Genomic DNA, 694 nt, shown 5'->3' on the forward strand with positions numbered 1-694 from the left:
GGCGTAGTCTTTGCGGGCGGTTGACCCGGGTGTTTGAACGCGGGGTTACGTGGGCCCGTACGCGAGGTTGGTGGCCCTGGCCTGCAGGTCCGGTCCGCCGTGTCAGCACCGCGCTCCGCATGGAAGGACCCTCGGGTGTCGCACCTCACGCCCCCTCGCCAACTGCCGACTGCCGATCCCTCGGCACCGGACCCGGCGGAGGAGGCCTCCACCGCCCCGACGGCGACCGCCCCGGAGCCGGGTGCCGTGGCCGACGTACGGACGAGGGACGAGCGGGTGCCCGACACGAGGGACGACGCGCCCGCAGCGGACGCGGAGAGCGAGACGGAGAGGGCGCGGGAAGACGCCGAGGCGGGAACGGACAACGCGGCGGAGGGAACGGCAGACCGGGCAGAGGACGGAGAAACGCCGTCCACCAAGGCCGGCGTCCCGCCCACGCCCCCCACCAGCGCCGCCATACCTGACGAGTCCACCGGCGGGACGACCGCCGCGTCCGCCCCCGTGACTGGCGATGAACGCCCTGCCGGGACGACCGCCGCGTCCGCCGCCGTGACCGCCGATGGACCCCATGCCGAGCCGAGCGGCGCACCCGTCTCTGGGGCCGCGGATGAAATCGCCACCGCGGCCGAGGACAGTCCTCCCACCGAGACGACGGCCGCCCAAGCCGCAAACGTGGCCGACTCCACCCCAGACT

General features: G+C 74.2%; 1 pseudogene. It reads left to right on the forward strand.

Going from position 1 to position 694, the window contains the following annotated elements:
- Nucleotides 1-135: 135 nt before the first annotated feature.
- Nucleotides 136-694: pseudogene (locus tag GRC12_RS44870) on the forward strand (hypothetical protein); the annotation flags it as partial.

The organism is Streptomyces griseorubiginosus (genome assembly GCF_017614965.1).
Taxonomy (GTDB): Bacteria; Actinomycetota; Actinomycetes; order Streptomycetales; family Streptomycetaceae; genus Streptomyces; species Streptomyces griseorubiginosus_B.